The organism is Streptomyces sp. NPDC002499, assembly GCF_053595415.1.
The window spans coordinates 616,115-642,632 of the sequence record NZ_JBSFXO010000004.1; the positions used below are offsets into that span (position 1 = coordinate 616,115).

General features: G+C 69.3%; 22 protein-coding genes. 6 read left to right on the forward strand and 16 right to left on the reverse strand.

Annotated elements, in window-relative coordinates; translation table 11 throughout:
• Window positions 1-42 precede the first annotated feature (42 nt).
• Complete coding sequence (locus tag ACWD5F_RS13780; protein ID WP_451254018.1) at window positions 43-915, reverse strand: helix-turn-helix transcriptional regulator; 873 nt, start codon at window positions 913-915, stop codon at window positions 43-45.
• A 143-nt stretch (window positions 916-1,058) separates the two neighbouring features.
• Between ACWD5F_RS13780 and ACWD5F_RS13785 the strand changes: the two genes are divergently transcribed.
• Together ACWD5F_RS13785 and ACWD5F_RS13790 are read left to right on the forward strand one after the other, a co-directional pair.
• Window positions 1,059-1,970 (forward strand): alpha/beta hydrolase, encoded by a 912-nt coding sequence (locus ACWD5F_RS13785; protein ID WP_451254020.1) that lies wholly within the window; start codon window positions 1,059-1,061, stop codon window positions 1,968-1,970.
• A gap of 76 nt (window positions 1,971-2,046) precedes the next feature.
• Window positions 2,047-2,631 (forward strand): TerD family protein, encoded by a 585-nt coding sequence (locus ACWD5F_RS13790; RefSeq protein ID WP_401721041.1) that lies wholly within the window; start codon window positions 2,047-2,049, stop codon window positions 2,629-2,631.
• 47 nt (window positions 2,632-2,678) lie between these two features.
• On the opposite strand, the gene ACWD5F_RS13795 is transcribed toward ACWD5F_RS13790, so the two are convergent.
• Window positions 2,679-3,032 (reverse strand): VOC family protein, encoded by a 354-nt coding sequence (locus ACWD5F_RS13795; protein ID WP_451254022.1) that lies wholly within the window; start codon window positions 3,030-3,032, stop codon window positions 2,679-2,681.
• 172 nt (window positions 3,033-3,204) lie between these two features.
• On the opposite strand from ACWD5F_RS13795, the gene ACWD5F_RS13800 reads away from it, so the two are divergent.
• Entirely contained in the window at window positions 3,205-3,861 is a 657-nt protein-coding gene (locus tag ACWD5F_RS13800) for a winged helix-turn-helix transcriptional regulator (RefSeq protein WP_451254024.1), read from the forward strand.
• Between the two features lie 83 nt (window positions 3,862-3,944).
• The gene (locus tag ACWD5F_RS13805; protein ID WP_451254026.1) at window positions 3,945-4,646 is read left to right on the forward strand and encodes a DUF899 domain-containing protein; all 702 of its coding nucleotides are present in this window, start codon (window positions 3,945-3,947) and stop codon (window positions 4,644-4,646) included.
• 60 nt (window positions 4,647-4,706) lie between these two features.
• Here the strand turns inward: ACWD5F_RS13805 and ACWD5F_RS13810 are convergent, their stop codons facing one another.
• Window positions 4,707-5,831: a glycosyltransferase gene (locus tag ACWD5F_RS13810; RefSeq protein WP_451254133.1), complete on the reverse strand. Its 1,125-nt coding sequence runs from the start codon at window positions 5,829-5,831 to the stop codon at window positions 4,707-4,709.
• 334 nt (window positions 5,832-6,165) lie between these two features.
• On the opposite strand from ACWD5F_RS13810, the gene ACWD5F_RS13815 reads away from it, so the two are divergent.
• Entirely contained in the window at window positions 6,166-7,074 is a 909-nt protein-coding gene (locus ACWD5F_RS13815; RefSeq protein WP_451254028.1) for a hypothetical protein, read from the forward strand.
• A 339-nt stretch (window positions 7,075-7,413) separates the two neighbouring features.
• Here ACWD5F_RS13815 and ACWD5F_RS13820 read toward each other — a convergent pair whose 3' ends face one another.
• The 13 genes from ACWD5F_RS13820 to ACWD5F_RS13880 all read right to left on the reverse strand — a co-directional run bounded on the left by ACWD5F_RS13820 (window position 7,414) and on the right by ACWD5F_RS13880 (window position 25,063).
• The gene (locus tag ACWD5F_RS13820) at window positions 7,414-7,821 is read right to left on the reverse strand and encodes a hypothetical protein (RefSeq protein WP_451254030.1); all 408 of its coding nucleotides are present in this window, start codon (window positions 7,819-7,821) and stop codon (window positions 7,414-7,416) included.
• A gap of 799 nt (window positions 7,822-8,620) precedes the next feature.
• Window positions 8,621-8,785 (reverse strand): hypothetical protein, encoded by a 165-nt coding sequence (locus tag ACWD5F_RS13825; RefSeq protein ID WP_451254032.1) that lies wholly within the window; start codon window positions 8,783-8,785, stop codon window positions 8,621-8,623.
• Window positions 8,786-9,313: 528 nt separating this feature from the next.
• Entirely contained in the window at window positions 9,314-11,284 is a 1,971-nt protein-coding gene (locus ACWD5F_RS13830) for a TIGR03960 family B12-binding radical SAM protein (protein WP_451254034.1), read from the reverse strand.
• 140 nt (window positions 11,285-11,424) lie between these two features.
• Entirely contained in the window at window positions 11,425-12,948 is a 1,524-nt protein-coding gene (locus tag ACWD5F_RS13835; protein ID WP_451254036.1) for a CYTH and CHAD domain-containing protein, read from the reverse strand.
• A gap of 86 nt (window positions 12,949-13,034) precedes the next feature.
• Window positions 13,035-14,231 carry a rod shape-determining protein RodA gene (gene rodA, locus ACWD5F_RS13840; RefSeq protein ID WP_451254038.1) on the reverse strand — a complete coding sequence of 399 codons (1,197 nt, stop codon included), beginning with the start codon at window positions 14,229-14,231 and terminating at the stop codon, window positions 13,035-13,037.
• On the reverse strand, window positions 14,228-16,474 hold the full coding sequence (mrdA, locus tag ACWD5F_RS13845; RefSeq protein ID WP_451254040.1) for a penicillin-binding protein 2: 2,247 nt from the start codon (window positions 16,472-16,474) through the stop codon (window positions 14,228-14,230). Before mrdA ends, rodA begins: the two co-directional genes overlap by 4 nt.
• Window positions 16,475-16,554: 80 nt before the next feature.
• Window positions 16,555-17,235, reverse strand: a complete 681-nt coding sequence (gene mreD, locus ACWD5F_RS13850; protein ID WP_401721064.1) for a rod shape-determining protein MreD — start codon at window positions 17,233-17,235, stop codon at window positions 16,555-16,557.
• Window positions 17,236-17,251: 16 nt separating this feature from the next.
• Window positions 17,252-18,199: a rod shape-determining protein MreC gene (gene mreC / locus ACWD5F_RS13855; protein ID WP_401721067.1), complete on the reverse strand. Its 948-nt coding sequence runs from the start codon at window positions 18,197-18,199 to the stop codon at window positions 17,252-17,254.
• Between the two features lie 146 nt (window positions 18,200-18,345).
• Window positions 18,346-19,365 carry a rod shape-determining protein gene (locus ACWD5F_RS13860; RefSeq protein WP_123999956.1) on the reverse strand — a complete coding sequence of 340 codons (1,020 nt, stop codon included), beginning with the start codon at window positions 19,363-19,365 and terminating at the stop codon, window positions 18,346-18,348.
• Between the two features lie 341 nt (window positions 19,366-19,706).
• Window positions 19,707-20,120 (reverse strand): nucleoside-diphosphate kinase, encoded by a 414-nt coding sequence (gene ndk / locus ACWD5F_RS13865; RefSeq protein WP_451254043.1) that lies wholly within the window; start codon window positions 20,118-20,120, stop codon window positions 19,707-19,709.
• A gap of 67 nt (window positions 20,121-20,187) precedes the next feature.
• Entirely contained in the window at window positions 20,188-20,577 is a 390-nt protein-coding gene (locus ACWD5F_RS13870) for a DUF4233 domain-containing protein (protein ID WP_451254045.1), read from the reverse strand.
• Between the two features lie 6 nt (window positions 20,578-20,583).
• Window positions 20,584-22,068, reverse strand: a complete 1,485-nt coding sequence (gene folC, locus ACWD5F_RS13875) for a bifunctional tetrahydrofolate synthase/dihydrofolate synthase (RefSeq protein ID WP_451254047.1) — start codon at window positions 22,066-22,068, stop codon at window positions 20,584-20,586.
• A 370-nt stretch (window positions 22,069-22,438) separates the two neighbouring features.
• Window positions 22,439-25,063, reverse strand: a complete 2,625-nt coding sequence (locus ACWD5F_RS13880; RefSeq protein ID WP_451254049.1) for a valine--tRNA ligase — start codon at window positions 25,061-25,063, stop codon at window positions 22,439-22,441.
• Window positions 25,064-25,199: 136 nt separating this feature from the next.
• On the opposite strand from ACWD5F_RS13880, the gene ACWD5F_RS13885 reads away from it, so the two are divergent.
• Window positions 25,200-26,126: a hypothetical protein gene (locus ACWD5F_RS13885; RefSeq protein WP_451254051.1), complete on the forward strand. Its 927-nt coding sequence runs from the start codon at window positions 25,200-25,202 to the stop codon at window positions 26,124-26,126.
• Window positions 26,127-26,518 lie beyond the last annotated feature (392 nt).

Below are 26,518 nucleotides of genomic sequence, written 5' to 3' on the forward strand. Positions count from 1 at the left end.
TTGGCCCCCGCTACGGATGCGCTCCCCGACCGGTCGGCCCGCTCACGATTTGGTGTCGGTGCGCGCCGAGGACCACTGCAACAGGAAGCGCAGGGCTTCGTGGGACGGCGAGCCGGGTTCCGCCGTGTAGGCGACCAGCTGCTGGTCGGGATGGGTGTCGACGGAGAACTGCTGGACATCGAGGGTGAGGGTGCCGGCGACGGGATGGCGGTAGACCTTGGTGAGTTGACGCGGCCCGCGCACCTGATGACTGGCCCACCAGACACGGAAGTCCGGGTCGCGGACGCCGAGTTCACCGACCAGGGCGGCCAACGCGGGGTCGTGCGGGGTGCGTCCGGCCTCCATGCGCAGCACGGCGACGCACTCGCGGGCGGCCCGCGGCCAGTCCCCGTACAGGGCCCGGAAGTCGCCGTCGAGGAAGGTCAGCCGGATCAGGTTGCGCTCGGGCAGGGGCAGTTCACCGAAATCGGTCAACAGCGCGGCGGCCCCGCGGTTCCAGGCCAGTACGTCCATCCGCCGGCTCAGGACCAGCGCGGACACGTCGGACATGGTGTCCAGCAACTCGCGCAGCCGGGGCGCCACTTCCGTACGCCCTGCCCGCCGCCGCACGGGACCGGCGGCGGAGACGTCGGCGACGTCCGCGACGGCGAACAGGTAGTCCCGTTCGTCCGGAGCGAGTTGCAGGGCGTCGGCGAGCGCGTCGAGCACCGGCCGCGAGACCCGCCGGGTACGCCCCTGCTCCAGCCGTACGACGTAGTCGACACTGACGTGCGCGAGCTGGGCCAACTCCTCCCGCCGCAGCCCCGGCACCCGCCGCAACCGCCCGTCGTCCGGCATCCCGACCGCGCGCGGATCGAGAGCGGCGCGACGGGAGCGCAGAAAGGCGCCGAGTTCGTTGCCAGGGTTGTCGACCATGTCTCCAGTGTCCGCGCGACCGGTCCCGGGTGCCTGGTACTGGTCTGCATAGGCAGGGTCGTCCCTGGCACGGGGGTGCGGGCCGGCGCGACGGTGCATCACGAACCCACCGTCCCGATCCGACCGAAAGCGCAGGACACTCCATGCGAACGGACGTCACCTTCCTCAGCGCGGGCCTGAAGATCGCAGCCCACCTCTACACCCCTGACCACGCGGCTCCCACCCCCCTCCCGGCGATCGTCGTGGGCCACCCCGGCAGCGGTGTGAAGGAACAGGCGGCGGGCCTGTACGCACGCCGGCTGGCCGAGCACGGCTTCCTCGCCCTGGCCTTCGACGCGGCCCACCAGGGCGAGAGCGAGGGCGAACCGCGCGGCCTGGAGGACCCTGCCCAGCGGGTCGAGGACCTCAAGGCCGCGGTCTCCCACCTCACCACCCGCGCCGACGTCGACCCCGACCGCATCGGCGTCCTCGGCATCTGCGCCTCGGGCGGCTACGCCCTGACGGCAGCCGCGACCGACCGGCGCGTCCGGGCGGTGGCCGCGGTGAGCGCCGCGGACATCGCCCGCCAGTTCCGCCTGGGCGCGGACGGCACGCAGGACCCGGCGGTCTTCCAGGACATGCTGACGGCGGCGGCAACGGCCCGTACGGCAGAGGCCCACGGCGAACCCCCGCGGACCTTCCCCCTCTTCCCGGCCACGGAGGAGGAGGCCCGCAAGGCCGGCCCGCACGTGTACGAGGGCTGGGAGTACTACTGCACGCCCCGCGCCGCCCACCCCCGCTCGGCCAAGTCCCTGACCTGGACGAGCGTCGACCACCTCGCCCTCTTCGACGCCTTCCACGCCCTCCCCCTGCTGTCCCCACGCCCCCTCCTCCTCGTCACCGGCCGCGAGGCGGTGACGTCCTGGATGAGCGTGGAGGCCTTCCGACGCGCCACCGGCCCGAAGGAACTCCACTGGATCGAGGGGGCCACGCACGTCGACCTGTACGACAAGGACGGCCCCGTCGACGAGGCGGTCACGGAACTGACGCGGTTCTTCACGGCGCACCTGTCCTGACCCGCTCTCCTGCCGTACCGGCTGGAGAGGCACACTTTGCCTGTCCCAGTCGCATCGCCAAGAGGATGACTCGCGCATGATCACGCTCACGAAGGAAGACGGTCCCGCGGATCTGGACGGGGTGACCCACCTGTCCATCGGGGTCTCCTGGGACCCCACCGCCGGCAGCAGCGGCGGGATGATGGGGATGCTCCGCCGCAAGAGCGGCACCGACCTCGACCTGATCGCCATCGCCATGCAGGGCGCGGACCCGGTCCGTCTCGCGGGCCTCGATTCGCTGGACCCCATGGGCAACGGCTCGTTGGTCCACAGCGGCGACAACCAGACCGGACGCGGAGACGGCGACGACGAGACGGTCACCGTCGAATTCGGCCGCGTACCCGCCAACATCACATCCATCGTGTTCGTCGCCGCCGCTTACAAGAAGGGCAGCTCGTTCCAGAAGGCCCGCAACATCAGCTTCAAGGTCTACGACGCGACCGGAGGCACCGCCCAGCAGGTCGCCGACATCTGGCCGAGCCTGCTCAGCCAGGACAACGGCTGCGCCGTGGCCAAGGCGCTGCGGGTCGGCACCACCTGGAAGCTCGAAGTGATCAATACGACGGGCAAGATCAAGCAGGGTGACGAACACGCGCTGATGCGCTTCGCCGCCAGCAAGTAGCCCCCGCGACGAAAGGGCCCGGTCCGTCTCGACCCCTGCCTGACCGATCAGCGGGCGATCACGTCGAACTCGTTGCCCTCGGGGTCGGCGAACGTGGCGTAGTGGAGCCGGCCGGCCTCGACCTCGTTGAGCTGGGTGGCGCCCAGGCCGGTCAGCCGGGTCACCTCCGCGTCGAAGTCCTCGGTGACGAAGTCGAAGTGCATCCGGTTCTTGACCGTCTTGTCCTCGGGGACCTGACGGAAACCGATACGGGATCCCGGGACGGCCGGGTCGGCGGCCACGCCCGCGCCCGCCTCGTCCGCACCCTCGTCGACGGCCCGGCCGAGGGCTTCGGCCCAGAAGGTCGCGACGGTCTTGGCGTCACGGGCGTCGAAGGTGACACCCAACACGGAGATGGACATGGTGCCCTGCTTTCTGTCGTCACGCGCTTGTCACTGGTCACTTGTCACGCGCCGCCAGCCACAGCCCGGCTCACGGCCACGTCACGACCGTAAACCCGTCCACTTCATCTTTGCAAGTTAACTTGCAACAAGCCCACGTCAGGCACAATTCAAAGCTGACTACACTCATTGCATGAAACGTCGTGCCTTCGGTCAGTACTGCGGTCTCTCCCGCGCCCTGGAGCTGGTCGGTGAGCGGTGGGCGCTGTTGATCATTCGGGACCTGGCGGTGCGGCCGCAGCGGTACAGCGACCTGCTCGGCGGGCTGCCCGGCATCCCCACGAACGTGCTCTCCACCCGGCTCAAGGAGCTGGAGGAGGCGGGCATCGTCGAGCGCCGCGCGGTGTCGACGCCACAACGCGGTGTCGTCTACGCCCTCACGCCCGCCGGCCGCGACCTCGAACCGGCCGTATGGGCCCTCGGCCGCTGGGGAACCACCCAGCTCGGCGAGCCCCGGCCCGGTGAGATCGTCACCGCCTCGGCGGTCGTCATGGCGCTGCGGGCCGTCTTCGACTCGGACCGGGCGGCCGGACTGACCGCGACCTGGGAGATCCACGCCGGCGACCTGGTGGTCCACGCCGCCGTCACCGACGGCCGGCTCGAAGCCGGCAGCGGCCCGCCCCCGGTCCGGCCCGATCTCGTGATCACCTTCGAGCCCGACGACCTGCCGTCCTTCGTGGCACTCATGCAGGCCGCCAAGTGCGGGCTGGTGGAACTGGACGGGTCGCGCGAACTCCTCGACACGTTCATCCGGGTGTTCCCCAGCGCGCAGCCGGCCATCGACCGATGAGCTCCGCCGACCGATGAGTTCCACCGCCGCCCGAGGTCTACCCCTCCACGAGCCAAAGCCGTGCCCGAGCTCTGTGAGGGAACATGACCACCAACGCACTGCCACTGCCCCCCGTCGTGGACACCGCGACGTGGGAACACCGCCTCGAAGCCCTGCGTGCCCGCGAGAAGGCCGCGACGCGCGAGCTCGACGCCATCGCCGCCGAGCGTCGGCGGCTGCCGATGGTGGAGATGCCGGACTACACCCTTGAGGGCGAGGACGGCCCCGTACGGCTGGCGGACGTCTTCGAGGGCAAGAGCCAGCTGATCGTCTACAACCACATGTGGTTCGACGGCAAGGAGTGGCAGTGCCCGGGTTGCACCGGGCTCACCTCGCAGTACACCCGCCTGAAGTTCCTGGACAACTACGACGCCCGCTTCGTCGTCGTCACCCAGGGCCCGATCAAGGAGGCGCTCGCCTACCGGCACCGCGTCGGCAACCGGATGCCGTGGTACTCGACCGCGAACAGCCCCTTCGGCACCGACGTCGGCGCACCCCCCGGCGGCGGCTTCGCGGTCAACGTCTTCCTGCGCGACGGCGACACCGTCTACCGCACCTGGCACACCACGGGCCGCGGCACCGAACAGCTCAGCCACACCTTCCCGTTGATCGACATCCTGCCCTACGGCCGCCAGGAGGAATGGCAGGACTCCCCCGACAACTGGCCCCAGTCCCCCACCTACAGCGGCTGGCCCAACTCCCAGGACATCGCCGCGTCCTACGGCCCTGAGGCCGACGGCAGCTGAACGGGCGGCGGGCGACGAGTGGTCGCGCCCACCCTCCGGACCACCGCCGCCCAGCGCCGCCTACCCCTTCTTCCTCCTGGCCGCCTTGCCCGCCCGGGAGGCCTTCGGCCTGCGTACGGGGTTCGACGGCCGAGCGACCGCGACGACGTTCGGGGCGGCGAACTCCCGGTTGGTCAGGGTCTGTTGGCGAATCACGGCGGGCAGATCCGGCAGCGCCAGCAGTCTGTCGCACGCCTCGACGGAGGCCGCGAACTCGCCGACCCAGTACGCGGTGATCGAGAACTCGAAGAGGAGCCCCCACCGGTACACCCAGGGCCTGGTGAACAGCAGGTCATCCGGTTCCGGCCTGCCCACGACATCGACGAGCAGGGCGTACGCCGTGCGGTATCGGCCCGCGAGCCGCAGCCGGGACGCCAACTCGTAGCAGGCTTCGAGTCGTTGAGGGCGCCCGTCCCAGGCCCGGGAGAACGCATCCATCGCCCCCGGCCAGTCGTCCGTCTTCTCCGCCCGCAGAATCCCCGCCTCCAGGAGCGAGCAGTAGACCTCCTCGCCCCAGCCCCCCATCCGGGCGCGCCGCTCGTAGAGACCGATCGCCTCCTGCGCGTGCCCCAGGTCGCGTTCGGTGTTGGCCAGGTAGAAGACCGTGCGCGGGTTGTCCGGGTCGCGCTCGAGCTCGCGCCTCAACAGGCGTGCGTCGCGCTCGAACTTGTCGCCGCGGCACCCGCCGTCGGCCTGGTCCTCGATGACGAGCACGTCCAGGTTCTCCTGGACATCGGGCTCGTCGGTGCACGGGTACTCGTGCGTGACACCCTCGTAGCGCCACAGCCAGTCGCCCCGCATGAGGTGCTTGAACCGGTGCTGGGTGCCGGGGCCCGCGTAGCGCAGCATGTACGAACCCGCCGCCAGCCGGGGCAGCGGGGCGTCCTGGCGCAGGACATGGTCTGCGTCGAGAGTGAGCAGGTAGTCGGCCTTGCCGCGGGCGTGCCGGATGTTCCGGGTCCGGTTGTGCCCGAAGTCGACCCAGGGGTCCTCGCGCAGCTCGCCCGGAACGCCGTCAAGGACCTTGCGGATCAGGTCCTGCGTGCCGTCCGTCGAGCCGGTGTCGGAGATCACCCAGTAGTCGACGAGCGGACGGACGGCCTCCAGACAGCGCTCGATCACGAGCGACTCGTTCTTGACGATCATGCACAGGCAGAGGGTCTGCTGCTTCACGTTCACGGCCTCACCCGTCCCGGACTGCTGACGTCCCGTCGGAACCACGGGCGTCACCGTCGCACGCTCCCGTCGCACGGCCGTCCCACCACGCGGAGGCCGAGCCGGACAGGCCCCGAACAGCGGCGCATGAGCCAAGACGGGTGATCGCGGGTAAAAAATGCCCCATCAGAACGCATGGATTAGTCCGATATGACGACAAGCGGGCGCGTTCCGATCTGCCCTGCCGATCACCTCGCCCTGCCCAGGTCAAGCTCGCACTTGAATTCGGGACGTCACCCGAACCGGTCGAGCAAGGAGCATGTGGATGAAGACGAGTGCCGAGTTCCGGACAGCACTCCTCGGGCCGCTGGCGCGGGACAGGTTCAGGAAGGCCGGCATGGTCACCTCGCTCGCCCTGGTCCTGGCAGCCGGCGTCGCCGACCCGACCGCCGCGGCGACGCGCAGCGTGACCGACCAGGCGAGGGCGACGGCCGGCAACGGCGGCGACCACTGCAAACCGGGCCACCCGCACGAGTCCCGGACCCCCGGCCACAAGACCAACTGCAAGGGACCGACGGGCCCCACCGGCCCCAGGGGTCCCCGAGGCCCCAAGGGCGAAAAGGGTGACAAGGGCCCGAAGGGCGACAAGGGAGCCACCGGCCCGCAGGGACCCACAGGAGCCACCGGCCCACAGGGCCAGCCCGGTCAACCCGGCCAGCCGGGAGCCCCGGGTCCGACCGGCCCCGCCGGCCCGACCGGCCCACAGGGCGATCGGGGCCCCACCGGCCCCATGGGCGCCCCCGGCACTCCCGGCACCCCTGGCTCCACCGGCGCGACCGGTGCCACCGGCCCCTGTGCCGACATCGACGGCTTCCAGGACCAGCAGGTGTACGAGGTACGCGGCGCGGTGAGCGGAACCATCACCTACGCGGGCATCCGCGACGTCCGCCCCAACGAGAACCACGCCATGAGATGGACCGACCTCAGCACGCTGACGGGCTATCCGAACGGCGGCACCAACGGCTACGCGTGCGCCGTGTCCGTCAACGAACACAGCCAGGGCAACCAGGACCTGGCAGGCATCAAGTACGACATCATCACGACCACGGGCCTGGTCTTCGAGACCATCTGCACCGAGAGCCACGCGATGAACACCCCGGCCACCCTGACCTGCCCCGGCCCTTGGTCCCCCCTGAACTCACCCGAGCCGGGCAACGTCAACAGCGGCACCTGACCACCCCTCACGCCCTCGGCCCGGCCACGTCGAACGACGCGACCGGGCCGGCTGCGCAACAACGCCACTCCAGGACCGCCAACGGCACCACGTCAGTGCGAGTGCCCCCCAGGCGCAGCAGCCGCGTTCTTGACCGTAAGAGGCAGCAACTTCTTCCCCGTAGGCCCGATTTGGATGGAAGTGTCCATCTGCGGTCACCGCGGTCGGCATAAGCCCTGACGTGACGCAAGTGGAAGCCGAAGGGGCCACGGTCGGCCTCTTCGTGGCGCACCGCGCCTACATCAAAGACCTGTTCCGGCCTCGACGTGACGTGACGCGGCCCTGCCTGCTACTCCCACATCACGTCACCTCACCGCCCGGCCCCACCCCTGCTGCGGCGGCCGGGCGTTGTCGTTGCATCGAACTAGCATCCAAGGAAGCACCACTGCCCCTGACGCGTTCGATGCGCACGCCTTCCCTGATGACCTGCGCGGCAAGCAGCGCCAGGCCGTCGAGCTCGCCCGCCGGCTGCTCGCGTACCAGGCCATGCTCCCGTGGTCGCGAAAGCCTCACCCCGGATGGGAAGAGGTGACCGACCCGGGCCGCGAGCATCCCGACCGGCCCGCGTCGCCCGGCTGGACGGACGAGGAAGCCGCAGAGTGCGACCGGCTGTTCGAGGAGCAGCGGACGGCCACGGCAGCCGTGCAGGCACGCGAGTGGCAGCGCTGCGCGCAGGAGCGTAATCACGGGCGGCGCGCTGGTCGCCACGCGCATGGTCCTCAAGCACGCTGACCGCGCCGTCTCCCTCGACCAGGCTGACGTTGAGGCGACTGCCTAATTTTCTGGGAGGGCTTGGCCGCAGCTCCCTTCGCCTCGCGCGCGGGCGGGAGTTGGGCCTTCTGCTTGTCCGGGGGTGGGAGTTCGGGCTTCTCCTCCTTGCCCGCGGGCTCGCTGGCGACGCCAACCCAGGTTCCTAGCGCCTTGACCATCTCCAACACGACCTGCTGCCGGGGCGCGGAGAGGAAAGGCCAGAGCACCCAGGCCGGGGCGGACAAACAGACGATCACGAGCAGCGGGAGCATACGCACGGCGACGAGAAGCGCCTTGGCTATGCCGGGTGGGAGGGGCGGCAGGGACGGCATTGGAGGACCGCTTTCGAGTCGAGAACCAAGCCGCTCGGCGCCTGCTTACGCACAACACCCAAGAAGTGTTTCGTGGAACGAATGGCTCCGGGGTGATGTGCGTCACATCGAGCGGCGTTTTTTTTGAGGTTCTCGACCCCGAAGGCGGATCGAGGGGGGCGCAGGCGTGGACCGAGAACCGATCTCGTGCGGGTTCAGATAACGAATAGGTGGCGCTCTGTTATCAACACGAGATTTTTTGGTCCTCGGGACTCGGGTGAGCGTCGCTAGTGATCCGGCCCCTGGTTGACCGCCATGCTCCGGCGGTAGCTAGCCGAATGCTAGCGGATCCACGCCTGCTTTGGCATGCCTCCCTGGTGCTGCTCGCAGACGTCCCTGGTCGGTTGTGAGCGGGGAGTGCAGGCGACGCTGAGCCCAGATTGTGGCTACTGATACAAGCGGGGCGTGACACGCGTATCGCCGTGCACGTCGAGTTCGAGTTGGTAGTAGACCGAGCCGTCCGCCCACATCTCCTTAGCCATCACCTGCCCGCAGCGCCTGCGGCCGGTCGCCTGCACCACAATGCTCAGCAGCCGCGAGGCCACGTCCACACGTCGAGTTCCGGGGCGTCGGAGGGGCGCCAGGGGTGGGCCTGTACGGCGAAGGGATCGGAGCGGGGGTCTCGCTCACGTGGATGACCCGTCGTACAGTCCGGCTGGTGCAGATCGACGCCCCCTGCCTGACCTCACTTCAGCAACGCTGTGCTCAGTGAGCCGGAACACCCGTACAGCGTCAAGAACTACAACGGCTCCTGGACCGAGTGGGCCGCGACGCGGCCCCATACATACATCCCGTCGACCCGGTCAACATCTCCACCGTCGACCGGGTCTCTGCCGAACGGACACCATCGCGTGCTGCCGTCGCGATCGCGCCCGTCAAGGCTTGGGAGCCCCTAGACCCACTCCACCTCGGAGTGGATAGCGGAAGAGCCTCCACGCGGTGGCAGAGGCGTCCTCGGCGTCTCCTGCACGGGCGGCTGCCGTCCAAACTGCGCCCCAAGCGCCCCCAGGACGGCAGCAACCTCATCCTCGCCGCCGTCCCCCAACACCTCTGCGATCCGCCCCAACGCCTCGCTCACGTCAGTGCGTGTGTCCGCTGGTCGGGCCGTCCTTCTTGACCGTCAGCGGCAGCAACTTCTTCCCGCTGTTACTTACTTGTGGCCAAGTGTCCATCTGTGGACACACCCCACAGTCAAAGCAGGGCGTCCACCGGCAGTCCTCCACCTCCGTCTCGTCCAGCGCGTCCTGCCAGTCCTCCCAGAGCCAGTCCTTGTCCAGGCCCGAGTCGAGGTGGTCCCAGGGCAGGACCTCCTCGTACGTCTTCTCGCGGGTCGTGTACCAGTCGACGTCGACGCCGAAGGCCGGCAGCGTCTTCTCCGCGCAGCGCATCCAGCGGTCGTAGGAGAAGTGCTCGCGCCAGCCGTCGAAGCGGCCGCCGTCCTCGTAGACCGCGCGGATCACCGAACCCACCCGCCGGTCGCCCCTCGACAGCAGGCCCTCGACGATGCCCGGCTTGCCGTCGTGGTAGCGGAAGCCGATCGAGCGGCCGTACTTCTTGTCGCCGCGGATCTTGTCCCGAAGCTTTCCGAGGCGCGCGTCCGTCTCCGCCGCCGACAGCTGCGGGGCCCACTGGAACGGGGTGTGGGGCTTGGGGACGAAGCCGCCGATCGACACCGTGCAGCGGATGTCGTTCTGGCCGGAGACCTTGCGGCCCTCGGCGATCACGTTCATCGCCATGTCGGCGATCTGGAGGACGTCCTCGTCGGTCTCCGTCGGCAGGCCGCACATGAAGTACAGCTTCACCTGGCGCCAGCCGTTGCCGTACGCCGTGGAGACGGTCCGGATCAGGTCCTCCTCCGTGACCATCTTGTTGATGACCTTGCGCATGCGCTCCGAGCCGCCCTCCGGCGCGAAGGTCAGGCCCGAGCGACGCCCGTTGCGCGTCAGCTCGTTCGCCAGGTCCACGTTGAAGGCGTCCACCCGCGTCGACGGGAGGGACAGGCCGATCTTGTCCTCCGTGTACCGGTCCGCCAGGCCCTTCGCGATGTCTCCGATCTCCGAGTGGTCGGCGGACGACAACGACAGCAGGCCCACCTCCTCGAAGCCCGTCGCCTTGAGGCCCTTCTCCACCATCTCGCCGATGCCCGTGATCGAGCGCTCGCGCACCGGGCGGGTGATCATGCCCGCCTGGCAGAAGCGGCAGCCGCGCGTGCAGCCGCGGAAGATCTCGACGGACATGCGCTCGTGGACCGTCTCCGCCAGCGGGACCAACGGCTGCTTGGGGTACGGCCATTCGTCGAGGTCCATCACCGTATGCTTCGACACCCGCCACGGGACGCCCGACCGGTTGGGGACCACGCGGGCGATCCGGCCGTCGGCGAGGTACTCGACGTCGTAGAAGGCCGGGATGTACACCGAGCCCGTCTTGGCGAGGCGGAGGAGGACCTCCTCGCGGCCGCCGGGGCGGCCCTCCGCCTTCCACTCGCGGATGATCCTCGTCATGTCGAGGACCGCCTGCTCGCCGTCGCCGATGATCGCCGCGTCGATGAACTCCGCGATGGGTTCCGGGTTGAAGGCCGCGTGGCCGCCCGCCAGGACGATCGGGTCGTCCAGGCCCCGGTCCTTCGACTCCAGCGGGATGCCCGCCAGGTCCAGGGCCGTGAGCATGTTCGTGTAGCCCAGCTCCGTGGAGAAGGACAGACCGAACACGTCGAACGCGCCCACCGGGCGGTGGCTGTCCACCGTGAACTGCGGGACGCCGTGCTCCCGCATCAGCGCCTCCAGGTCCGGCCACACGCTGTACGTGCGCTCGGCGAGGGTGCCCTGCTGCTCGTTCAGGACCTCGTAGAGGATCATGACGCCCTGGTTGGGCAGCCCGACCTCGTAGGCGTCGGGGTACATGAGCGCCCAGCGGACATCGCAGGACTCCCACGGCTTGACCGTGGAGTTGAGCTCACCGCCGACGTACTGGATCGGCTTCTGCACATGCGGGAGCAGGGCTTCGAGCTGCGGAAACACGGACTCTGCGGCCGCAGCGACTTCGGCAGGCATCTCGCGCACCTTCGTGGGCTGGACTGAAAGGACTGGGGTGACCATCCAGCCTAACGCGACCTCGGGACCTCCCCGACCGCCCGGGACCCGCCCCGGGGACCTCCCCGACCGCCGAGAGCCCCCCGGGACCCCCGCATCCCTCAGAGCACGGCCGACGTCCTGATCCCCTCCCACACCCCCGGCAGCCGCGCCTCCACGGTCGCCGCGACCTGCTCCTCACGCCCGTACAGCAGCCCGTACGTGAAGGTGTCCTCTCCTGCCGCGTGCGCCACGGCGGCCAGCTCGCGCAGGGTCTGGCGGGTCATCACGCTGTCCTGGTGGTCGCCGAGCAGGCTCTGCACCGACTTCATCGACTTGACCAGCGCGGAGGCGGGAGAGCCGAGGGCGGGTGCGGCGGCCTCGGCCGAGTACCGGGCCCGCTTCGCCTTCTTGCGCGCCTCGTGGACGGCCACGTCGCGCTCGGCGCCGGGTTCGAGGTCGATGGCCCGGTCCACCAGGACCGACAGCTTCCCGAAGTCCTTGTGTACGGCCTTGGCGATCACCTTCTCCGGTTTCCCGGCGGCGTCCGCGCGCAGCGGCGGGTCCGCGACGAGGGCGTCCAGCGCGTCGAGCAGGGCCAGGTAGCGCGCGGAGTCCAGGACGCCGGTCAGCCGGCTGCGTGATCCGCCACGGCTGGCGTTGGCCCAGGTGTGCAGGCGGGTGCGGAGGGGGCCGTGGACGAGGGTGGGGGGCAGGGCGTCGACGGCGGCGGTCAGGCGTTCGGTCATCACCTCGCGGTCGCGGTCGACGCCGAGTTCGCCGGCCAGCCACTTCAGTTCCTCGCCGATCGGGTCGGTGACCGTACGATCGAGGACCTTCGCGTACGAGCGGAAGGCGCTGCGCGTCCGACGGGTGGCGACCCGCATGCGGTGCACGGAGTCGGGTGCGTCCTGCCGTACGGCGGGGTCGAGTTCGAGCAGCGCGTCCCGCTGCTCGCGGACGTACGCGAGGACGTGGTCGCCCGCGGTCACCGGGTCCGCGGGCGACGGCTGCGACGGCTGCTTCTTCTTGCCGCCGCCCTTCCGCCTCGGTGCCGTCTCCGTCAGCGCCCGGGCCAGCTTCGACGAGGACTTCGAGGGCCGTACGCCCGCCTTCCGCAGCCGCTTGTCGACCTTGTCGAGGAAGGCCGGGTCACCACCGTCGGCCAGCTCGACCTCCAGCTCGGTCCACTGCGCGGTACCGGCGCCGGCCACGAGCCCCTCGGCGTGTACGGCGTCCACGCTCACCTCGGCGAGGAGGCGGCCGTCGGCGTCGACGAGGTGGCGCAGGTCGCGGTCGGAGCGCAGCCGGACGACCGGGACCAGTTCGGCGTCCCGGACCCGGGAGCGGACCAGCCCGGCGAGGTCGGGCGGGAGGGTGTCGGCGAGCGGGGCGTGGATCTCGTCGCGGATGTCGGGGGCGACCGGGAACTTGAGGTGCCAGCCGGCGTCCGAGCCGCCGGTGCGCCGGCGCAGCGTGATGCGGGCCGCGGCCAGCCGCTGGTCGGCGGTGTCGTAGTAGGTGGCGTCCAGGTGCGCGACGCCCTTGTCGACCACGGTCGCGACACCGGAGACGCCGGTCAGGTCGGGCAGTCCACTGTCGTCGGATTCGTACTTCCGCTCGATCTCACGCTTTGTGTCCGCCATGACCTGAATGTAATGGGATTCCCTGCTCAGCGGCAGGGCCCGTCGTGTGTGAATCCCGGGGAAACGCAGGGACAACAGGCGATTGCCTACGCCGACATCGGTCGCTGCACCCTGATCGACTGCAACAGCCCGACCGCCACCCACACCGCGAACATGGAGGTGCCGCCGTACGAGACGAAGGGCAGCGGCAGGCCGGTGACCGGCATGATGCCCAGCGTCATGCCGATGTTCTCGAAGGCCTGGAAGGCGAACCACGCCACGATCCCGGCGGCCACGATCGTGCCGTACAGCTCGGTCGTCTCGCGGGCGATGCGGCAGGCCCGCCACAGGACGACGCCGAGCAGGAGGATGATCAGGCCCGCGCCGACGAAGCCGAGCTCCTCCCCCGCGACCGTGAAGACGAAGTCCGTCTGCTGCTCGGGCACGAACTGGCCGGTGGTCTGCGAGCCGTGGAACAGCCCGGAGCCGGTCAGCCCGCCGGAGCCGATCGCGATGCGCGCCTGGTTGGTGTTGTAGCCGACGCCCGCCGGGTCGAGGTCGGGGTTGGCGAAGGCGGCGAAGCGGTTGATCTGGTAGTCGTCCAGGATGTGCAGCTGCCAGACCGCGATCGCGCCCAGCGCGCCCGCGGAGATCAGCCCGAACACCCAGCGGTTGGAGGCGCCGGAGGCGAGCAGCACGCCGAGGATGATGATCACCATGACCATGACCGACCCGAGGTCGGGCATGAGCAGCACGACCAGGATCGGTACGGCGGCCAGGCCCAGGGCCTGGAGGACCGTACGGGGGTCGGGGTACTTCTTGTCGCCGGCGTCGACCCGGGCGGAGAGCAGCATCGCCATGCCGAGGATGATCGTGATCTTCACGAACTCCGAGGGCTGGAGCGAGAAGCCGCCGCCGAGCACGATCCAGGAGTGCGCGCCGTTGACCGTGGAGCCCAGCGGGGTGAGCACCAGCAGGATCAGGAAGACCGAGGCGCCGTAGAGGATCGGGACGGCGGTGCGCAGGGTGCGGTGGCCTAGCCAGACGGTGCCGATCATCAGGCAGAAGCCGATGCCGGTGTTCATGAGGTGCCGGAGGAGGAAGTAGTACTGGTCGCCCTGGTTGATCTCGGTACGGTTGCGGGTCGCCGAGAAGACGAGGACCGCGCCGATCATCGACAGGGCGAGGGCGGCCAGCAGTATCGGCCAGTCCAGCCGGCGGGCGAGCGAGTCGCGGGCGAAGACCCGGGTCCAGCCGGCCCGCTCGGGGCCGTAGCCGGAGACGGAGAAGCTGTTGCCGGTCATGTGAGCATCCTCCGGCTGCCTCGCTTACGGGGTCGCCTTCGCGTGTTCTGGTTGGTCGTCGGCGTGTTGGTGGTCGCGCCCGGCTGGGTCTCGTCCGGCGCGGCCGTGCCCTTGTCGGTCGCCTTGAGCTCCTTGACGGGGTCCTTGGCGATCTTCGGGGAGTTGATCGTGCCGTCCGTCCTGACCTTCGGCAGCCCCTTCTGCGGGGTCGGCAGCATCGCCTTCTTCTTGTCGATCGAGCCGTCGGCCTGGACGCCGTAGAGGGCGTTGTAGATCCCGCGCACGGCCTCACCGGAGGCGCCCGAACCGGTACCGGCCTGGGCGATGGTCATGATGACCGTGTAGTCCTTGGAGTAGGTGGCGAGCCAGGACGTGGTCTGCTTGCCGTAGACCTCGGCGGTACCGGTCTTGGCGTGCAGCGGGATCTTGTCCTGCGGCCAGCCGCCGAACTTCCAGGCGGCGGTACCGCGGGTGACCACGCCGGCGAGCGCGGAGTCCATGCCCTTGATGGTCGCCTGGTCGACCGGGAGCTTGCCCACGGCCTTCGGCTTGATCTCCTGGACGGACTTGCCGTCGGGGCTGACGATCGCCTTGCCGATGGTCGGCTGGTACATGGTGCCGCCGTTGGCGAGGGCACCGTAGATCGCGGCCTCCTGGATCGGCGTGACGAGGGTGTCGCCCTGGCCGATGGAGTAGTTGATCGAGTCGCCCTCGCGCATCTTGTTGCCTTCGAGGCAGTTCTCGTACGCGATCTGCTGGACGTACGTGCCGCCCTTCTTGCCGGTCTTGCACCAGTAGGCCTTGTTGGCCTCCCAGGTCTCCTGCTTCCACTTGCGGTCCGGGACGCGGCCGGTGACCTCGTTGGGGAGGTCGATGCCGGTCACCTTGCCGAGGCCGAACTGGTGGGCCGCCTTGTAGAAGTAGTCCTTGGGCTCACCCTTCTTCGGGTTGATGCCGCCGTCCTTCTTCCACTCGCGGTCGGCGAGACCGTAGAAGACGGTGTCGCAGGAGACCTCCAGGGCGCGGCCCAGTGAGATGGGGCCGAAGCTCTCGCCCTCGAAGTTCTTGAAGACCTGGCCACCCACGGAGTACGAACTGGTGCAGGGGTAGCCGCCGTCCCACTCGTAGCCGGCCTCGACCGCGGCGGCCGTGGAGACCACCTTGAAGGTCGAACCGGGCGCGGACTGACCCTGTATGGCCCTGTTGAGCAGCGGGTAGTCGGAGTTCTTGCCGGTGAGCTTCTTGTAGTCCTTGGCGGAGATGCCGCCGACCCAGACGTTCGGGTCGTAGGTCGGCGCGGACGCCATGGCGACGACCCGGCCGGTCTTGGCCTCCATCACCACGACGGCGCCGGAGTCGGCCTTGTAGTTCTCGCCGGTGATCTTGTCGTATACGTCCCGGGCCTTCTTCATGGCCTGGTTCAGCTCGTACTCGGCGACCCGCTGGACGCGGGCGTCGATGCTGGTGACGAGGTTGGCACCGGGCACAGCGGCGTCGGACTCGGCCTTGCCGATGACGCGGCCGAGGTTGTCGACCTCGTAGCGGGTGACGCCGGCCTTGCCGCGCAGTTCCTTGTCGTACTCGCGCTCGAGGCCGGAGCGGCCGACCTGGTCGGAGCGCAGATAGGGCGAGTCGGTGTCCTGGGCCTTGGTGATCTCGTCGTCGGTGACGGGCGAGAGGTAGCCGAGGACCTGGGCGGTGTTGGACTTGCCGGGGCTCGCGTAGCGGCGCACGGCCTCCGGCTCGGCGGTGATGCCGGGGAAGTCCTCGGCGCGCTCGCGGATCTGAAGGGCCTGCTTGGCGGTGGCCTCGTCGGTGATCGGGATCGGCTGGTAGGGCGAGCCGTTCCAGCAGGGCTTGGGCGTCTGCGCGTCGCAGAGCCGGACCTTCTGGATGACCTCCTGGGGCTTCATCCCGAGGACGCCGGCCAGCTTGGTGAGGACGGCCCTGCCGTCGTCCTTCATCTTCAGCAGGTCGGTGCGTGAGGCGGAGACCACGAGCCGGGTCTCGTTGTCGGCGAGCGGCACGCCGCGCGCGTCCAGGATCGAGCCGCGTACGGCGGGCTGGACGACCTGCTGGACGTGGTTGCCGGACGCCTCCTTGGCGTACTCGTTGCCCTCGCGGATCTGCAGGTACCACAGGCGTCCGCCGAGGGTGCCGAGCAGGGAGAGGACGAGGATCTGGATGACGACGAGCCTGATCTGGACGCGTGGGGTCCGACCGGTCTCGGGGATGTTGGTCACTGCGGCTGCCTCCCCCTCTCAGTGTGTGTCTGTGTCATATCCGACGGACCTGTGAATGGCCGCCGCCAACTCCCGCGCGCTCACAGCCGCTTGACCCCCTTGATGCGGCCCACGCGGGTGGTACGGGCGCGCGCCTTGGTCTTCAGGGAGCCGAGGCCGCCGCGCTGGCCGCCGATCTTCAGGCCTGTGCCGGCCGACAGCCAGCCGGAGGAGATGTCGGTGGCCTTGCCGGCGGCGGAGTTGGTCTCGGCGAGCGGGTCGTTCTCCGCCTTGCGGGCCAGCGCCATGATGCCGGGCACGACGAACGGGGCGAGCAGCAGGTCGTACAGGGCGGCCGAGAACAGCAGGCTGGGCAGGCCGACATGGCGGGCGGCGGTGTCGCCGACGAGGGCGCCCACGCCCGCGTACAGCAGGGTCGAGCCGACCGCGGCGGCGACCACGACGACCATGGGTCCGGTGGCCGACTTGAGCCGGCCGTTCTCCGGTCTGGCCAGGCCCGCGAGGTAGCCGACGACGCACAGCACCAGGGCGTAGCGCCCGGCCGCGTGGTCGGCGGGTGGCGCGAGGTCGGCGAGCAGTCCCGCGCCGAAGCCGACGAGGGCGCCGCCGACATGGCCGTAGACCATGGCGAGGCCGAGGACGGTCAGGAGCAGCAGGTCGGGGACGGCACCCGGGAGGTGGAGGCGGGCGAGGACGCTCACCTGGAGCACCAGGGCGACGACGACCAGGGCCGAGGAAAGCAGGATCCGGTTGACGCGCATGGGGGTGACTCAGCTCCTACTGCTGCTCTTGCTGTTGACCGTCGACGGGTGCGCCTGCGGACGGGGTGACCGTGACGGTGACCGTCGGTGTGGGGGTCGGCTTGGGCTTCTTCGGGAGCACCGTGTCCCGCGGGTCCTGCTTGGGGGCCTCCACGACGACGCCGATGACGTCGAGTTTGGTGAAGGCGACGTACGGCGTGACGTAGATGGTGCGGGTCAGGCCGCCCGCGGAGGGTTCGACGCGGGAGACGACGCCGACCGGTACGCCGGGCACGAAGGGCTTGTCGGCCTGCGAGCCGAAGGTGACCAGCCGGTCGCCCTTCTTCACCTCGGCCTTGCCGTTGAGGAGTTCGACGCGCAGCGGGCGGTCGCCCTGTCCGGAGGCGAAGCCGAGTTCGTCGCTGCCCTCCATGCGGGTGCCGACGGTGAAGTCGGGGTCGTTGGCGAGCAGCACGGTGGAGGTGTTGGGGCCGACGGTGGTCACGCGGCCGACCAGACCGTCGCCGTTGAGGACGGTCATGTCGCGCTTGATGCCGTCGTTGGCGCCGATGTCGATGGAGACCGTCCAGGAGAAGCCCTGGGCCGCTCCTATGCCGATGACCTGGGCGCCCTTGATGCCGTACTGGCCCTCGCCGGCGACCTTCAGCATCTTGTCGAGCTGTTTGAGGCGGCTGGCGTTGCGGTCGTCGCTGCCGAGCTTCGCCTTGAGGGCCGCGTTCTCCTGCTCAAGACGGGCGAGCCGGTCGTGCCGCTCACCCGAGTCGCGGATGGCGGAGACGGCGTTGCCGACCGGGTCGACGGCGGACGACACACCGTTCTCGATCGGGCCGAAGACCGTGGCCGCGGCCTGGCGGGCACCGTCGACCGGCGAATCCTCTCCGCCGCGGATGTCCACCGTGATCAGCGCGAACGCGACGGCGATCAGCAGCACCAGGAGCAGCCGGCTCTCTCGTGTGTCCCTCACGTGCGGCGGCCGTGCCTTCCTCATAGGAATGTGCAGGGGGTGTGTGTGCCATGCAGGTGGTTGTTTATCCGCGAGCTTATGCCTCTATATCAACGATCCGCCGCACGAGAGGAGATCGTCTCGTACGGCGGAATCGAAGAGTTACGTCATCTGCGCGGCGAGGCGTCGAGAACCTGCTGAAGTGCCTCGAACTCCTCGACGCACTTGCCGGAACCGAGCGCCACGCTGTCCAGCGGGTCCTCGGCGATGTGGATCGGCATACCGGTCTCCCGGCGCAGCCGCTCGTCCAGGCCGCGCAGCAGGGCGCCGCCGCCGGTCAGGACGATCCCGCGGTCCATGATGTCGCCGGACAGCTCGGGCGGGCACTTGTCGAGGGTGGTCTTCACGGCGTCGACGATCGCGTTGACGGGTTCCTCGATCGCCTTGCGCACTTCGGCGGCGGAGATGACCACGGTCTTGGGCAGGCCGGAGACCAGGTCCCGGCCGCGGATTTCGGTGTGTTCGTCAGCGTCGAGGTCGTACGCCGAACCGATCGTGATCTTGATCTGTTCGGCCGTCCGCTCACCCAGCAGAAGGCTGTACTCCTTCTTGATGTGCTGGATGATCGCGTTGTCCAGTTCGTCGCCCGCGACGCGGATGGACTGGGCGGTGACGATGCCGCCGAGCGAGATGACCGCGACCTCCGTGGTGCCGCCGCCGATGTCCACCACCATGTTGCCCGTGGCCTCGTGGACCGGCAGGCCGGAACCGATGGCCGCGGCCATGGGCTCCTCGATGATGTGCACCTGGCGCGCCCCGGCCTGGGACGACGCCTCGATGACGGCACGGCGCTCGACGCCGGTGATGCCCGAGGGCACGCACACGACGACGCGCGGCCGCGCGAGATACCGCCGCTTGTGGATCTTCAGAATGAAGTAGCGGAGCATTCGCTCGGTGATCTCGAAGTCGGCGATCACGCCGTCCTTCAGCGGGCGCACGGCAACGATGTTGCCGGGGGTCCGCCCGATCATCTTCTTCGCTTCGGCGCCGACCGCCAGAATTCCACCGGTGTTCGTGTTGATCGCGACGACGGACGGCTCGTTGAGTACGATCCCGCGACCCCTGACGTACACCAGCGTGTTGGCGGTCCCGAGGTCGACAGCCATGTCACGGCCGATGAACGACATTGAGTTCCCCATCAGGATTCGTCTGGCCTTCCTGGGAGCTTTTGAGGGCTTTTCAGGTCGGCGAAGTGGGTGCAGTGACGTGAAGGCTTCCATCGTAGACGCGCCTTCGCGAACACCGCGTGAGGGTCTTCGCCATTGTCAGCAGATGATGCGCGGCCCCGCTTGTGGAGACGGCCCATCGGGGGCACTCGTTCCCCCGATCGGCACGCATATGCCGAGGGACGGCCGAAAAGGGCCACCCGTCCCAGGTCAGGAGAGCCCCCCGGCTGACACCCAGTCAGAAACGTCCACGAAAACTCCGTAAGCGGTCACCCGGAGGGCTGTGCGTGGTCCCGGAGGGGCTATGCGTGGTCCGGGAAGAAGATCTTCACCTCGCGCTCCGCCGACTCGACGGAGTCGCTCGCGTGGATCAGGTTCTCCCGCACGATGACGCCGAAGTCGCCGCGGATGGAGCCGGGGGCGGCGGCGATCGGGTCGGTCGGGCCCGCCAGGGCGCGGACGCCCTCGATGACCCGCTCGCCCTCGACGATCAGCGCGACGACCGGACCGGACGCCATGAACTCGACCAGCGGCTCGTAGAAGGGCTTGCCCTTGTGCTCGCCGTAGTGCTGCTCCAGCGTCTCCTGGTCCAGGGTGCGCAGCTCCAGCGCGGTGATCCGCCAGTCGGCCTTGCGCTCGATGCGGCCGATGATCTCGCCGGTCAGGCCACGGCGGACCGCGTCGGGCTTGAGCAGGACGAGGGTGCGCTGAGTCACGGCGGGGCTCCTTGGATCAAGATTCGTGCGGGGTGTTCGAAGATTACAGGGCGTGTCGGGGCCCTTGTCACACAGCGTCAGGTGTAGAGGAGCCCGCTGAGCCCGCCGGCGCGACCGTGGCCGAGGCGGCCTGCTCGGCGAATCTCGCCTTCGCCTCGTCGATCTTTCTGCCGTAGTGCACCGAGGCCCACCACAGGGCCGCGAAGATCGCGCCGAGGAAGAACATCGACGGCACGATGAAGCCGGACGCGATCAGCGCGATCTGCAGGGCCCAGCCCATGGCGATCCCGCCGGGGCGGGTCACCACGGCGCACAGCAGGACAGACAGGAGCATCGCGATGCCGCTGACCGTCCACACCGTCGACATGGACAGGTCGGGGTCCTTCATGGCCACCAGACCGGCGAAGCCGATCACGAAGAACTCGCCGATCAGGGTGGAAGAACAGAGCGTACGCACGGGTGGTCAGCCCCTCCCCAGGAGCAGTCGGGCCTCGCCCACGGTGATGACGGAGCCGGTCACGAGCACGCCGCCGCCCGCGAACTCGCCGTCCTCCTCGGACAGCGTGATCGCCGCCTCCAGCGCGTCCGGCAGCCGCGGCTCGACCTGGACGCGGTCCTCGCCGAACACCTCGACGGCGATGCCCGCGAGCTCGTCGGTGTCCATCGCGCGGTGGCTGGAGTTCTGGGTGACGACGACCTCGGCGAAGATCGGTTCGAAGGCTTCGAGCAGCCCCCGCACGTTCTTGTCGGCGCTCGCCCCGACCACGCCGATCAGCCGGCTGAAGTCGAAGGCCTCACCGACCGCCTCGGCGGTGGCGCGGGCGCCGGCCGGGTTGTGCGCCGCGTCCAGCACGACGGTGGGCGAGCGGCGTACGACTTCGAGGCGGCCCGGCGAGGACACGGCCGCGAAAGCCTTGCGGACCGTCTCGAGGTCGAGCGGCTCGGGGCGCTGGGAGCCGACGCCGAAGAACGCCTCGACGGCGGCGAGGGCGACGGCCGCGTTGTGCGCCTGGTAGCCGCCGTGCAGGGGGAGGTACACCTCGCCGTACTCGCCGCCCAGGCCGCGCAGGGTGAGCAGCTGTCCGCCGACGGCGACCTGGCGGGCGACGACCCCGAACTCGAGTCCCTCCCTGGCCACGGTGGCGTCGACGTCGACGGCCTTCTTCAGCAGCACCTGGGCCGCGTCCACCGGCTGCTGGGCCAGGATGACCGTCGCGTCCTGCTTGATGACACCGGACTTCTCCTTGGCGATCTCGCCGGGCGTCTCGCCGAGCCGGTCGGTGTGGTCCAGGTCGATGGGGGTGACGACGGCGACGTCACCGTCGATCACGTTGGTGGCGTCCCAGGTCCCACCCATACCGACCTCGACGACGGCCACGTCCACGGGGGCGTCGGCGAAGGCGGCGTACGCCATGCCGGTGAGCACCTCGAAGAAGGACAGGCGGTAGGGCTGCTGCGCGTCGACCATCTCGATGTACGGCTTGATGTCCTCGTACGTCTCGATGAACCGCTCGGCGGAGATCGGGGCGCCGTCCAGGCTGATCCGCTCGGTGACGGACTGGACGTGCGGGGAGGTGTAGCGACCGGTGCGCAGTTCGAAGGCGCCGAGGAGGGCCTCGATCATGCGGGCGGTCGACGTCTTGCCGTTCGTCCCCGTGATGTGGATCGAGGGGTACGAGCGCTGGGGGTCGCCCAGGAGATCCATCAGCGCGGCGATGCGGGTGACGCTGGGCTCCAGCTTGGTCTCGCCCCAGCGGCCGGCGAGTTCCGCCTCGACCGCGCGCAGCGCCTTGTCGACCTCCGGGTCCTCGGGACGCGCCGGCACGTCTGCCTCCGGCGGTGCGCCCTGGGTACGCAGGGTGCGGCTGCCGGCCTCGATGACCGCGAGGTCGGGATCGCGGTCGGTCTCGTTGGCGATGATCTCGTCGAAGGGGTCGGTGTCGCTCACGGTCCCAGTCTACGGAGCCGGAGTGACGGTGCGCCCAGGGAGTGGGGTGGCTGGTCTTCGTGGGCGAGTGCGGGTGCGTTGCGGCTGGCCGCGCAGTTCCCCGCGCCCCTAAAAACCACAGGCCAGCGGCACCCAGCCGTCCCGTAACTCGGCGCCCAGAACTCGGCGCCGCGCAGCCCCCAACCCACTCAGCTCGCCGCCGCGCAGCCCCTCGCCGCCCCCAACCCACCCAGCTGCGGGCAGTCGTGCCGCTGGGGCGGCACGGGTGGGCGCAGCGGCACCGGCCAGCGCCGGGGAGCGAAAACCCCCTGACGGCACACGAAGGCCCCGGAGGCTTGGAACTCCGGGGCCCTCACTCACGTACAGATCCCTACGCGGACGGCAGCCTGTCCAGTTGGGACTTGATCCTTGTGATGTCCTCGTCCGCCTTCGTCAAGCGGCCTCGGATCTTGTCGACCACGTTGTCCGGGGCCTTGGCCAGGAACGCCTCGTTGCCGAGCTTGGCTGTCGCCTGGGCTTTTTCCTTTTCCGCCGCCGCCAGGTCCTTCGCCAGGCGCTTGCGTTCCGCGCCGACATCGATCGTGCCGGAGAGGTCCAGGGCGACCTCCGCACCCGAGACCGGCAGGGTCGCCGTCGCCGTGAAGGACTCGCCCTCCGGCTGGAGGCGGAGGAGCTGGCGGATCGCCGCCTCGTGGGGGGCCAGCGCCGTGCCGTCGAGCGTGAGGCGGGCCGGAACCCGCTGGCCCGGCTGCAGGCCCTGGTCCGCACGGAAGCGCCGGACCTCCGTGATGACGGCCTGGAGCGTCTCGATCTCGCGCTCGGCGGCCTCGTCACGGAAGGCGCTGTCCTTCGGCCACTCCGCGACGACCACCGACTCGCCGGCCGTCAGCGTCGTCCACAACGTGTCCGTGACGAACGGGACGACCGGGTGGAGGAGCCGGAGGGTGACATCGAGGACCTCGCCGAGGACCCGCTTCGAGACCTCCGCCGACGGACCGCCCGCCTGGAACGTCGTCTTCGACAGCTCGACGTACCAGTCGAAGACCTCGTCCCACGCGAAGTGGTAGAGGGCGTCGGAGAGCTTCGCGAACTGGAAGTCGTCGTAGAACGCGTCGACTTCGGCCACCGTCTTGTTCAGACGGGACAGGATCCAGCGGTCCGTCGCCGACATCTCGGACGGGGACGGGAGCGGGCCTTCGACCGTCGCGCCGTTCATCAGCGCGAAGCGCGTCGCGTTCCAGATCTTGTTCGCGAAGTTCCGGGACGCCTGGACCCAGTCCTCACCGATCGGCACGTCCGTACCGGGGTTGGCGCCGCGGGCCAGGGTGAAACGGACCGCGTCGGAGCCGTACTTGTCCATCCAGTCGAGCGGGTCGACGACGTTGCCGAAGGACTTCGACATCTTCTTGCCGCGCTCGTCACGGACCAGGCCCGTCAACGCGATGGTCTTGAAGGGGACTTCGCCGTCCATCGCGTACAGACCGAACATCATCATCCTGGCGACCCAGAAGAAGATGATGTCGTGGCCGGTCAGCAGGACGTCCGTCGGGTAGAACTTCCGCAGATCCGCGGTCTGTTCGGGCCAGCCGAGGGTGGAGAAGGGCCACAGGCCGGACGAGAACCAGGTGTCGAGGACGTCGGTGTCCTGGCGCCAGCCCTCGCCCGCCGGCGGCTCCTCGTCGGGGCCGACACAGACGACCTCGCCCTCGGGGCCGTACCAGACGGGGATGCGGTGGCCCCACCACAACTGGCGTGAGATGCACCAGTCGTGCATGTTGTCGACCCAGTCGAAGTACCGCTTCGACATGTCCTCGGGGTGGATCTTGACCCGGCCGTCGCGGACCGCGTCACCGGCGGCCTTGGCGAGCGGGCCGACCTTGACCCACCACTGCATGGACAGCCGCGGCTCGATGGTCGTGCCGCAGCGCGAGCAGTGGCCGACGCTGTGGACGTACGGCCGCTTCTCGGCGACGATCCGGCCCTGCGAGCGCAGTGCGGCGACGATCGCGGAGCGCGCCTCGAAGCGGTCCAGGCCCTCGAAGGGACCGTGGACGGTGATGACCGCGCGCTCGTCCATGACCGTGATCGACTCCAGGCCGTGGCGCTGGCCGATCGCGAAGTCGTTCGGGTCGTGGGCCGGGGTGACCTTGACGGCACCCGTGCCGAACTCGGGGTCGACGTGCGTGTCCGCGACGACGGGGATCGTACGGTCGGTCAGCGGCAGCTTGATGCGCCTGCCGACCAGGTGCTTGTACCGCTCGTCGTCCGGGTGGACGGCGACCGCGGTGTCACCGAGCATCGTCTCCGCGCGGGTGGTCGCGACGACCAGCGTCTCGTCCCCCTCGCCGTACGTGATGGAGACCAGCTCGCCGTCGTCCTCCTGGTACTCCACCTCGATGTCCGAGATGGCCGTCAGACAGCGCGGACACCAGTTGATGATGCGCTCGGCGCGGTAGATCAACTCGTCGTCGTACAGCCGCTTGAAGATGGTCTGGACGGCCTGGGACAGACCCTCGTCCATGGTGAAGCGCTCGCGGCTCCAGTCGACGCCGTCGCCGAGGCGGCGCATCTGGCCGAGGATCCTGCCGCCGTACTCCTCCTTCCACTGCCAGACCCGCTCGACGAACTCCTCGCGGCCCAGGTCCTGGCGGGACTTGCCCTCCTCGGCGAGCTGCTGCTCGACCTTGTTCTGGGTGGCGATGCCGGCGTGGTCCATGCCGGGCAGCCACAGTGCCTCGAAGCCCTGCATGCGCTTGCGGCGGGTGAGGGCGTCCATGAGCGTGTGCTGGAAGGCGTGGCCCAGGTGCAGGGAGCCGGTGACGTTCGGCGGCGGGATGACGATGGTGTACGGCGGCTTCTCGCTCTTCGCGTCGGCGGCGAAGTAACCCCGTTCTACCCAGCGCTCGTACAGCGGTCCCTCTACATCGGCCGGCGCGTACTGAGTCGGCAGTTCGGTGTCGGGCGCTGTGGGCTGCTGCTGAGCATTCTCGGTCACGGGCCCAGTTTAGGGGTGTCGCGGGGGTGTCCCGAAACGCCTTTGTTCTGTAACGGTGCGGCCCCCGATGCAGTGAGGTTCCTGTGCCTGCGCCAGGATGTCAGGGCCACATAAACATCTGGAGGGGAACCCAGTAATGAGTCACAACCAGCCGGGCCCGTACGGCGGGCAGCCCCAGCAGCCCGGTCCGTACGGCCAGCCGGGCCCGTACGGCCAGCAGCCGCCGCAGGCGCCCCAGCCCGGCTACGGCTACCCCCAGCAGCCGCCCACCCAGCCGCAGCCCGGTTACGGCTACCCGCAGCAGCCCCCGCAGGGCGTGCCGCCGCAGCCGGACCCGTACGGCCAGCAGCCTCCTTACGGCCAGCAGCCCTACCCGCCGCAGCCGCCGGCCTCCGGTGGCGGCGGCAAGAAGACGGGCGTGATCATCGGCGCGGTGGCGGTCGTGGCGGCGATCGCGGTCGGCGCGTACTTCGTGATCGGCGGGGGCAGCGACAGCGGCTCGGGCAGCGTGAAGGACGACGGCCCGCACAAGCTCTCGGCGCCGGCGACGATCCTCGACGGGAAGTACAAGAAGGGCAACGACGGCGAGGCCGACACGTTGACCGCCGAGGACATCAAGGACGCCGAGTCCTGGGGTGTCAAGAACCCCAAGGACGTCAGCGCGAGCTACTCCTCGGGGACGGGTCTCGCCGCGAAGAACCTGTTGTTCGCGGGCGTGTACGGCACCATCGACGATCCCGCGAAGACCGTCGACGCCATGTTCGCCCAGATGAAGAAGGACTCCGAGAAGGACGCCTCGGCCGGCGACGGCAAACTCGTGGGCACCCCGCAGGAGTTCAAGCCCGCCGGGTTCGAGAACGGCGTCCTGAAGTGCCAGAACGTCGAGACCGCGGAGTCCGGCAAGAAGACGACGATGCCGTTCTGCATCTGGGGCGACCACAGCACGATCACCTACGTGGTCTCGTACGACATCGCCTCCGTCGCCGCGGGCAAGAGCACATCCATGGACGACGCGGCCGCGCTGACCGCCAAGGTCCGCAACGACGTGCGTGTGAAGGCCTGACACCGTACGCGTCAGCATGAAGGGGCGCCCGCACTCAGAGTTGCGGGCGCCCCTTCCCTGTCCTGAACGTCCCCGATCAGGCGCGGACGCACGCAACCTGGGCATGCCCCAGGCGAACGCCCGCCTGGGTGAGCTGCTCGATACAGAACGGGTTCGCTATGACCGCCCCCCCATGCAGAGCAGGGTAGTTGCACGCCTTTTTCACTTTGGGGCCAACCAAATAGCCCTGCTCGCCTATGTAGTTCACACAGCGGCTCTGGTCCGCGCTCGCCGATGTAGCCGTCACCAGCGGCACAACGCCTGCGGCTGCAAGCACACTTACCACTGTCAAGATCCGCCTCGTCCTACCCATCGGAATCCTCCCGTTTCTGAATCACCAGCCATTCGAACAC

Excerpts from the sequence above, each read along its gene's own strand:
- ACWD5F_RS13780 (WP_451254018.1), bottom strand. The coding sequence starts at position 915 with ATGGTCGACAACCCTGGCAACGAACTCGGCGCCTTTCTGCGCTCCCGT.
- ACWD5F_RS13785 (WP_451254020.1), top strand. The coding sequence starts at position 1,059 with ATGCGAACGGACGTCACCTTCCTCAGCGCGGGCCTGAAGATCGCAGCC.
- ACWD5F_RS13790 (WP_401721041.1), top strand. The coding sequence starts at position 2,047 with ATGATCACGCTCACGAAGGAAGACGGTCCCGCGGATCTGGACGGGGTG.
- ACWD5F_RS13795 (WP_451254022.1), bottom strand. The coding sequence starts at position 3,032 with ATGTCCATCTCCGTGTTGGGTGTCACCTTCGACGCCCGTGACGCCAAG.
- ACWD5F_RS13800 (WP_451254024.1), top strand. The coding sequence starts at position 3,205 with ATGAAACGTCGTGCCTTCGGTCAGTACTGCGGTCTCTCCCGCGCCCTG.
- ACWD5F_RS13805 (WP_451254026.1), top strand. The coding sequence starts at position 3,945 with ATGACCACCAACGCACTGCCACTGCCCCCCGTCGTGGACACCGCGACG.
- ACWD5F_RS13810 (WP_451254133.1), bottom strand. The coding sequence starts at position 5,831 with ATGATCGTCAAGAACGAGTCGCTCGTGATCGAGCGCTGTCTGGAGGCC.
- ACWD5F_RS13815 (WP_451254028.1), top strand. The coding sequence starts at position 6,166 with ATGAAGACGAGTGCCGAGTTCCGGACAGCACTCCTCGGGCCGCTGGCG.
- ACWD5F_RS13830 (WP_451254034.1), bottom strand. The coding sequence starts at position 11,284 with ATGCCTGCCGAAGTCGCTGCGGCCGCAGAGTCCGTGTTTCCGCAGCTC.
- ACWD5F_RS13835 (WP_451254036.1), bottom strand. The coding sequence starts at position 12,948 with ATGGCGGACACAAAGCGTGAGATCGAGCGGAAGTACGAATCCGACGAC.
- rodA (WP_451254038.1), bottom strand. The coding sequence starts at position 14,231 with ATGACCGGCAACAGCTTCTCCGTCTCCGGCTACGGCCCCGAGCGGGCC.
- mreD (WP_401721064.1), bottom strand. The coding sequence starts at position 17,235 with ATGCGCGTCAACCGGATCCTGCTTTCCTCGGCCCTGGTCGTCGTCGCC.
- ACWD5F_RS13860 (WP_123999956.1), bottom strand. The coding sequence starts at position 19,365 with ATGTCGTTCATCGGCCGTGACATGGCTGTCGACCTCGGGACCGCCAAC.
- ACWD5F_RS13885 (WP_451254051.1), top strand. The coding sequence starts at position 25,200 with ATGAGTCACAACCAGCCGGGCCCGTACGGCGGGCAGCCCCAGCAGCCC.